At 60.8% G+C, this 8419-nt stretch carries 7 protein-coding genes and 2 pseudogenes; 5 read left to right on the top strand and 4 right to left on the bottom strand.

Annotated features, from left to right (window positions below; all coding sequences use genetic code 11):
* Positions 1–296: 296 nt before the first annotated feature.
* Positions 297–491: pseudogene (locus ACHFFZ_RS03930) on the bottom strand (hypothetical protein); the annotation flags it as partial.
* A 6-nt stretch (positions 492–497) separates the two neighbouring features.
* Positions 498–659 (bottom strand): annotated as a pseudogene (locus ACHFFZ_RS03925) (transposase); the annotation flags it as partial.
* Between the two features lie 614 nt (positions 660–1273).
* Here ACHFFZ_RS03925 and ACHFFZ_RS03920 point away from each other — a divergent pair.
* From ACHFFZ_RS03920 to ACHFFZ_RS03910, 3 genes are all read left to right on the top strand, one after another.
* Positions 1274–2329 (top strand): ThiF family adenylyltransferase, encoded by a 1056-nt coding sequence (locus ACHFFZ_RS03920; protein WP_394275360.1) that lies wholly within the window; start codon positions 1274–1276, stop codon positions 2327–2329.
* Between the two features lie 57 nt (positions 2330–2386).
* On the top strand, positions 2387–3682 hold the full coding sequence (locus ACHFFZ_RS03915; protein WP_394275359.1) for a hypothetical protein: 1296 nt from the start codon (positions 2387–2389) through the stop codon (positions 3680–3682).
* 1279 nt (positions 3683–4961) lie between these two features.
* A complete protein-coding gene (locus tag ACHFFZ_RS03910; protein WP_394275358.1) occupies positions 4962–5231 on the top strand; it encodes a hypothetical protein in 270 nt (89 codons plus the stop codon).
* 65 nt (positions 5232–5296) lie between these two features.
* Here ACHFFZ_RS03910 and ACHFFZ_RS03905 read toward each other — a convergent pair whose 3' ends face one another.
* Complete coding sequence (locus tag ACHFFZ_RS03905; RefSeq protein ID WP_394275357.1) at positions 5297–6232, bottom strand: aminoglycoside phosphotransferase family protein; 936 nt, start codon at positions 6230–6232, stop codon at positions 5297–5299.
* A 280-nt stretch (positions 6233–6512) separates the two neighbouring features.
* Between ACHFFZ_RS03905 and ACHFFZ_RS03900 the strand changes: the two genes are divergently transcribed.
* Positions 6513–6848, top strand: coding sequence for a hypothetical protein (locus ACHFFZ_RS03900; RefSeq protein WP_394275356.1), 336 nt, complete (start codon positions 6513–6515; stop codon positions 6846–6848).
* Entirely contained in the window at positions 6836–8020 is a 1185-nt protein-coding gene (locus ACHFFZ_RS03895) for a hypothetical protein (RefSeq protein ID WP_394275355.1), read from the top strand. Before ACHFFZ_RS03900 ends, ACHFFZ_RS03895 begins: the two co-directional genes overlap by 13 nt.
* 52 nt (positions 8021–8072) lie before the next feature.
* Here ACHFFZ_RS03895 and ACHFFZ_RS03890 read toward each other — a convergent pair.
* Positions 8073–8419 (bottom strand): GNAT family N-acetyltransferase (locus tag ACHFFZ_RS03890; protein WP_394275354.1); only part of this gene is annotated, 347 nt, incomplete at its 5' end.

Raw genomic sequence — 8419 nt, 5'->3', positions numbered from 1 at the left:
ACGTCCAGGAGCAGGACATCGATGGCCCCTGGCACGAGTTCTTGGAGAAGCTCGTACCCGCTTGCGAACGAACCCACCAGACGGATTGTCGAGTCCGTGGCCAAGTAGGAAGCGAAGGAGTCGCGGACCAACGCGTTGTCATCGCACAGGGCGACACGGATATGGGGAAGCACGAACTCACGCTAGCCGAGCTCCTCGCCCACATGCCTCGGCGGGCATGATTCGTGCCCATTCGGACACAAGGGGGGTGTCCCTATGTTCCTCGTCAAGTGAATCGCCCCGGTGAGTCCGGGGACTCAGTGGTGTGACATTTCCAGCTCGTGATCGGGCTGGATGTGGTCAGCGTAGTGGGCCTGCTCCAGCTCGGCTGGTGGGATGTCGCCGCAGTAGTCGTAGATGCGTCGGTGGTTGAACCAGTCGACCCATTCCGCGGTGGCGAACTCGACCTCATCAACACCCTTCCACGGCGCCCGGGGTTTGATCAGGTCGGTCAGACTGGCGGCGGTGGGGAAACGGTGCGGATCGTCCCCGATCTTGGACAGTACCCGCGCTGCGAGAACAGGGCCCAGCCCCGGCGCACTGCCGGCCAGCGGCGCGAGGGGGTCCTCCTCGGAGGACTGGGTAAGCGCCTTCTCCAGAGCTTCGACGCCAGCCGCCATGGCGGCTGGCTACCTCCAGGAGTTGGACCACGGCCAGGCCCAGGGCCTCTTCCACGAGCTCGCACTGGTGTAGGGAAGCAGTGCGCAGGGTGGAGAGGATGTGATCCACCAGCGAGGGATCGTTGCGGCGACCTTGACCATCGCCGGCCAATCCCCGTCATGGTCCGGGCGGGTCTCGTGGTACATCCTCACCGCCCGGGTTCTCAACTCAGCCGGGTAGCGCTTGTTCGTGTTGCCTGGCATGACTCCAACCTTCCCAAAGTTCGGAGTCTCGGGAGATCCCGGGACGATTCGACCCCGGGTGTCTATGCGGGCATGAGTCCTGCCCGTTCGGACACAATGGCTTGAGCGGTGTAGCGCCGCGGAACTCGACGCGGCACAGTACTGATTCGGTAGTCAGCAGAGATGAAAGGAGTCAGGCATGCGCCTCACCTCGAGCAACTGAATCTCCACATAGGAGATTTGAAAGCCTTTGAATGGTTTCGCCATTGGAAATGGCTAGTAATCGCATGGGGTGGCCAGCGGCGAGCTTAAGAATCCGCTAGCTGGCCACCTCCCCTTTTGTGGATAATGGCCAACAGTTCCGAGGTGCGGAACGCTAAAGGATAGATATCGTGATTTTCACTGCAAAGACTGCGCACGCTACGTTGCTCTCAGACGTGGCTGTATTTGGATTTGGCGTGGATCAATTCGAGGTGCCTATTGAAGAATGTCAACCTTACATCCGGACGCTGAAATTCTTTCTAGGTGGGAAGTCAAAGGGTGACGCTGGGACTTTCGTGTCAGAGGACCAACGGGTTGCAAGTGCCTTCGACAGGTTGCGGGAACACCGCATGTTACTGGAGGGTGAAAAATCTCATGACGATCTCGTCGAGGATCTATACTTCAAGAACAAGCTATATCTTGATATAGTAACACCAGATTCGAATCATTCTCTGAGTTCATTGGAATCTACGAGCGTGATCATTGCCGGCTCTGGAGGCATTGGAAATAACGTTGCATTTGCTTTCGCGTCGCTCCCAATAAATCAAATGGTGCTGATGGATTTTGATCGCGTCGAAGAGTCCAATCTAAACCGCCAGTTTCTCTTTACTCAGAATGATCTTGGAGAGCTCAAAGTGGAGGCTCTCAAGAGGCGTCTTGCCGAAAGGTTTCCAGTGCTCCACATGAGGGCACGTGAAGCGAAAGTTGGCAGCGATTCATTGGCGATCGTACTGGATGAGACGCCGGGTAAAAAGCTGGTAATCGTGTCTGCCGACAGCCAGAACATTGTAGAAGATACGGCGGCCGCGTGTATGGCGCGCGGTGTCGCCTTTTTGAATGTGGGATATCTAAACGATATCGCAACGATCGGACCGTTTTGGATTCCTGATGCAGGTGGGGCTTGTCCATTCTGTGGAGGGGATTCGCTTGGCCTTTCTCCGAACGAGCAACCAGACGATGTAAAGCTAATTAATAGAAATTACTCCGCTCCCTCTGTCTACGTCAACAATGCGACCGCGTCAGCCATGGCTATGAGCGACGTTTTGTCATGGGCGGCGTCAGATTATGCTAATGTCATGTCGCTCGGTAGAAGAGTTGGAATCAATACCCGCAACTTTGATAAGTATGAGATTGCGCTCTCGTTGGATCCAAACTGTGCATTCTGCGCGCGTCTGCAGGAATCATAGGGCTAAATATATCTGCCTCTTGTGGTGGCCCAGTATTCGCCAAAGGAATCGTATTGCATGACTGACTTAAGAACGAAGAAGACACCCAGCTGGCTCCGCAGGAATGTGGCTGTATTTTTGACAGTGGAGGGTCTGCTCTCGGCGGCTAAAGCTATTCCGCATGCGATTCTTACCCCATTGTTGATGGCAAAAGGATTGTCGCTTTCCGATATTGCAATATTGCAGGCTGTGTACAGCGGTGTCATCCTGGTTGTTGAATTTCCTAGCGGAGTGTTAGCTGACTTGATCAGCCGCAAGAAGCTCTTCCTGTATTCTAAGGTAGTTCTGGCAGGCTTCTTCGCGGTGGCGATGTTGGGCAACGGGATGGGCTGGATGTGCTTGGCCTGGGTACTGTACGCCGTTTCAAGCGCCCTAGATAGTGGCACGATTGATAGCGATATAGTAAATGCTTTGAAGGACCATAGTGTCGATGATGCTCGGGTTGAGGTATCTCGTTTGGTTCGGAGGGACAACCAAGTTGTGCTTGCCTCTATGCTGGCCGCTTCCCTCGTTGGCTCTTGGTTATACCTAAAAATTGGATACTCGATTTACATCGTTTCGATTGGATTGGCGATAGTTGCCTCCTTGGCTATCGCAAGATACTTCCAGGTTTGTAGTGAAGAATGTGCGTCGGGTGAAACTGGGGGCGCCGCTTTGCCTCCTCCGAATGGGGCTGCGGGCTGGAGTACCGTTAAAGATCAAGCGTTTGATGGGTTTCGTGAAATTTCCAAGAGTTCCGAGTTGCAACTGTTCTTGATGCTCTCACTTGCAACTCAAGTGTTCTTCCAGTGCCACTTCCAATTCTGGCAGGCATTCTTCATCGCCAAAAGAATTCCGGTGGGTCGTCTCGGCCTACTGTATGCGGCATTCCAGATGATCGGGGTTCTTGTTAGTCACCTCTCGACGGACTCGTGGGGGTTTCGTGGCTTGAGGGTTCGTGTGTTCATTGCCGCTCCGCTCTTGATCCTGTTGGCGATGGCTGCCGCACAAATTGAGAACTGGCTGAGTCTCTTTCCTTACATGATATTTGTCGGGATATTCTGGATTCTGGTGAATCATGCTAATTCAGAGTATAGGAGATACGTGTCCAAAAAGAATATCAGCACACTTACTTCCCTGGGGTCCTCGGTGTCGCGGGTTGGTGCAGTGTTTACCTTGCTTGTAGTGTCTCGCTTCATCTCCCGGTATTCGCCCGAATGGGTCATCATTGGCGGGTTTATTGTTGCGGTCAGCTTGGTTCTTGGAGCTGTTGCGAGCATGGTTTCGGATGAGCACGGGAGTGTTTTGCGTCGAGCTCATCGCGGCTCCTGGTAGATTTTGAGAAAGGTTGTTCGTGGTCCGTCTAGGTCATTCGAGCCTGGCTCGAACGCTGATTGCGTGGGTGGCATGGGCACCCTGATTTTGCTCGTTCGTATTGTTCGTGACTTCAACCTTTGCAAATGGTTTTAGAGGAGGATGCCTTGAATGACTGTTCATCAGTGGCGAGTGAAGTGATTCGCTTCATCGACAGCCACGCAATTGACTTTGCTGCACTATTTGCTGGATCGGTCTGCTCTGCCATCATTTCAGCGGCCATGCAGAAGCTACGGAGCAGTTGTGACCCCCAGTGACACCATCACGCTGGTCTTCGCCCTGCTGGGCGCTGTGTTTGGCGGGATCGTCGGTCCAGCCTTGTCCTGGATTACTGAGGGAGCCCGGGATGGACGCAGCCTTCAAGAGATCAGCGAGGCAGCCCAGTCTGGAACTCGGAAGCGCAGACCACGAGCCACCGCAGCTCGATCGGCTGCCTCAGGGGACGAAATCTGGGGATGGGCCTTCGCCGCAGTCGTGATCGTCACGTTATACGTCAGGTGGCGGCCTTGGATCTTGGTCTCCATGGCGACCCTCGGTGCCTGCGTTGGCTTTGCTGCCTCCGTCGTCGCTCTCATCGCTTGGTTCCGGCGTATTATTGCCGGGACCTGGACGGTGGGGATGTGCCTCATTTTGCCGTTTCTTTACGGGGCTCTGGGCATCGTGGTAGCTGCGCTCCTTTGGCGAACCCCGTTTGCGCCAAGCAGCGCCCGCGCAGCCTTGTCTGTGTGTCAATTCCGTCTCGGGGGCGCCGGGTTCGAAGGATTCAATTACCTCGTCTACACAATCTTTGGCGGTGCGCTCTACGTGATCCTCGCACTCGGTACCGTCCACTGGCAGATGTCCGTTGTGGCCGCGATATACGCCGCAGAGGGAGTTCGACCAAACCGATTCTGGCGGTCGGTGGCGAGCCGCCTGAGTCTGCCGCTGGGCCGGGGCTGGGTCGCTTGGGGAATCTGCGTCTCCGTGTTGGCCGTCCTCTTTTCAGGTGGATGGGCATACACCTGGCTTGCCCAACTGCAACGTTAACTGTGAACAGTGGCGCTCGCCTGGAGGCCGGAGTGCAAGAGGTGTGTGGCGCTTGATGGGCTCGTGTTTCCCCGAGGGTTCGTTCTGGCGGCTGGTGGGCACCGGGGGCGTCGCGTTCGCTTGGGTCTTCGTCAGTGTGGTTTGGAAGGGGCGAAGGTCGATGGGACGTCAGCAGGAACGGGTGGCTGCGAGGCGAGCGATTCATGAGGCTCGGGTGGCCCGGTTGCAGCAGCAGCGCGAACGGGAATCGGCGCTGACCGACTTGGCCGTGCGTGTCCAGGTGGAGCTGCGCACCGGAGCCAAGGCGTTGGCCGAGGCGGAGGCGCGCGCCGGCGCCTTGATCGAGGAGATGGTGACCGTCCACGGGCTGACCGCGACGCAGGTGGCGGAGTGGTGCGCTGGCGGGCTCAGCGTCCGAGAGGTCGGCCGGCTGCGGCGTCTTGGCCCATCCCAGGATGCGACTGGCGGAACGTCGGGCGAGTGACTTCACGACAGTGACGAACCGTCCACCGAATGAGTCGCTCAGGCGATCTGCGAGGGAACGCGTGGTCAGTGTCGGTCGAGGTCGACGTCGACTTCGGCGGCGATGGCTCGCACGAGTCTGGTGAGGCGGGCTGTTCGTTCGGGCATGGTGGTGCGGTAACCGTTCAGGGTGAGCAGGCCGGGGCCGGTGAAGGCGTGGGCGCGGGCTCTGAGCCATGTGGTTTCGTCAGCGCCTGCGGCCTCGCGCAATGTTCGGCGTGCTGGAGGGGCCAGGAAGCTCCAGGCGTAGAGGATGTCGATGGCGGGGTCGCCGATGCCACATGATCCGAAGTCGATCACGCCGGCCAGGTGTCCGTCGGGGTGGACCAAGATATTTTCGGAGGATAGGTCGGTGTGCACCAAGCATGGCGTGGTGGTGGCCGGGCGAACATTGCGGACTCGGCGCCATGCTTCGCGCACGGCAGCCGGGTCGAAGAGATAAGGGAGCGCGTCGGCGGCCTCGTCGGCCCAGGCATCGCTCTGGTCTGTGACCGGTTCACCGCAGCGATAGCCCCACCGTTCGGCTCCGGTGGGCATGCCGGCGACATCCACGCGATGGAGCTGCTGCAGGAAGGCTCCGAGGTCCTGCGCCAGGACGTGTTGCTCGGCGGGCCCCAGTTCCCCGAGGCGATTGCCGCTGATCCAGGACACGATTGCCCACGGACGTTTGAACGTGGGCGATGGTTTCCCGAACACGATGAGCTCCGGCGTCGGCGCGCTGGTGGCTGGGCTGACTCGCGGCAACCACAGCTCTTCGTTCTCGATGGCTTCGACATAGTCGTCGGTGCGAGGTAGGCGGACTGCCAGGTCGTCGCCGAGCCGGAAGACCGAGTTGCTGCTCCCCGCATCCAGGCTGGGGCTGATGGGCAACCGCGCCAGCTGGGGCGCTTGTTCGCGAACCAGCTGCCTCACCACGTCGATGTCAGGAGTGCGGTTCGCGGTGTCGGCCAGGTCCGGGGTCACAGGGTTACGTTTCCACGCGTGGGCTGAAGGGGGCCAGCGATTTTCGTGGGGAATCCAGCTGGCGTTGCCGTGCTGTCAGTCAGGTGAGGGCCAGGGTTCAGCTCACCCCTCATATCGGATTCATCGAGGAGGTCGGTGTCGCTTCTCTTGCTGCCGTGCAGCGCCGGTGTTCGTCACTGGACGTCGTCACCCCTCTGTGGCCATCGGCACGGGTCTCCCGGCGCGGTGTTGGGGGAAGTGAGCCAGCCCGTGGTGGGCGTGGCTGGAGGGAGCGTTGGTGATGGTGACAGCCGAGGGTGTGCGAAGCCTGGAACGCGTGGTCGGGTTGTTGATGACCGCGGCGGAGCGTTCCCGGTTGGCGACGTGGGATCTGGAGGAGCTGGCCGCGTTCCAGCTCGACACGGCGGTGAACGAGGCACTCTGGTTGGCCACCGGGTTGTTGGAGCCGGACGTGGTTCCCGTCGCAGTGGAGGTCGAACAGGTCGGCGTCCTGGCGGTGTTGGAGGAGGTTGAGCGGGAGCTGCGTCGGGTGGCGATTGGCGCCTATCCCGTGGGGACGAGTGCGGTGGTCGCGTTGGTGTGCGATCTGGTCGGGGAGTACCGGTGCCTGAGCTGAGGCCGTCGGAGGCAGACCGGCTGGCACGTCGCCTCCTCATCGACGATCGCGGTGACGTGGCGGCATCGGTGATGGGCTTGGCCTACGTCGTGGACGCTGCCAGGCAGCGAGCCGGACTTGACGCGGATGGGGCGGCGTCGATCCTGGAGTTGTCGGCGTCGGCGCTGACCCACGTGCTGCGGTCGCGTTCCTGGAAGACAGAGGCGCCGGCGCCTGCGGTGGTGGCGGTGGCTGATGCCATCGGGCAGATCAGGCCCGGGCATGGTGTGGAGCGTGAGCTGGTGCACGTCGCGTACCTGACGGCTCACGCCACGTCGAGGGTGGCAACCAAGGCGGGGGACGGTGAGGTGCTGGGGGCGGTGCGCGCGGTCGAACTGGGCCTGGACGCTGCTCTGCACGGAAACGCGCCGGACACGCATCGTCCCGATGTCGTCAGTGAGTTCAGCACGGCAGTGATGGAGTGGGCGCGTGCTGTGGATCGCTGTGCTCAGCGGCCGTCGGTGATGACGCAGTTGGTGACGGCACGGGCCGCGGGGTCGGTGCTGGTCGCGGTGGACACGATCGCCCAAGCCCATGCGAGCCGGAGCAGCGAAGCTCTCGTAGACTACAGCGACGCGATCAAGCCGGCGCTGGCCAGGAGTTTGCGGGCGTGGGGTGAGCATCATCGGCAGTGGGCCAAGCTGATGTCGCCGGGGGAGCGGGTCGACCGTGAGCTGATGGCTGCCACCACCCGGCTCATGCGCGCCAGCCGTGGCGTTCCCGTTGGTGGTGGTGAGTCGCGGTCCTGGGATGCTGCGGTCACGGCCCTGAGCGTGACGCGGCATGTGGCCGCGGTCAGCAGCCAGCCTGTCCATCCCGGTTCGTTGAAGGCGCCAGCGGAGCTGGTGGCAACGATACTGGCGGCCGCACTGCCGCCCAACGGTTCCGAGCTGCAGGTCGCGTGGCTCAAGCTCGAGCGCCTCGAGGGCCGCGCGAACGTGACCGTCCCGGAACCAGTGTTGGCGAAGCTGGCCGCGGTGGGTAGTGCGACGGTGCGAGGTGCTGACCGGGCCCTGCAGTCGAGCTACCTCATGATGAGCCTCGCGGCGGCGCCGACGGTGCCAGCGGGCAGAGCTCGCGCCGTCCCGGATCTGCCTCACTCACGGCTCGGACCGTCGCCGAGGTGCGTGTGATCTGGAACCGGTACGCCCGTGCCGCTCTGCAGCCGAGATGGCTGCGCGACGATCACGCGTCAAAGGTGGTGAGAGATGCGGTCAGCAATTGCTGGGCGGAGCCGAATTCCACGAACTCCCCGCAGGCCACGAATCCAAGCTGTGCCGCCGGGGCCAGGGCCTTCTGATTCGACGTTTGGGTGACAACCAGGACGGGTTCGTCGCCTCGGACCTCCGACGCCACTCGCGCCAGCAGTTCCCGGCACGCGGCCTCCGCGGTGCCTCGTCCCCAGGCGTCGGGCAGTAGGACGTAGGACAGCTCCAACTCTCGCCCCTCCGGGCGGACGTGTCCGGGTCGATCCGGGTTGCGCCGATCCGCCACCACCGTGCCCAGCATCCGTCCACTGCGTGCGTCCGAGA

The organism is Luteococcus sp. (genome assembly GCF_043424415.1).
Taxonomy (GTDB): Bacteria; Actinomycetota; Actinomycetes; order Propionibacteriales; family Propionibacteriaceae; genus Luteococcus.
The sequence above is the reverse complement of the archived record's forward strand: the minus strand, read 5'-3'. Positions and strand labels throughout refer to the sequence as shown.

Coding starts and splice junctions, on each gene's coding strand:
- ACHFFZ_RS03915 (WP_394275359.1), top strand. CDS start 2,387: ATGACTGACTTAAGAACGAAGAAGACACCCAGCTGGCTCCGCAGGAAT.
- ACHFFZ_RS03900 (WP_394275356.1), top strand. CDS start 6,513: ATGGTGACAGCCGAGGGTGTGCGAAGCCTGGAACGCGTGGTCGGGTTG.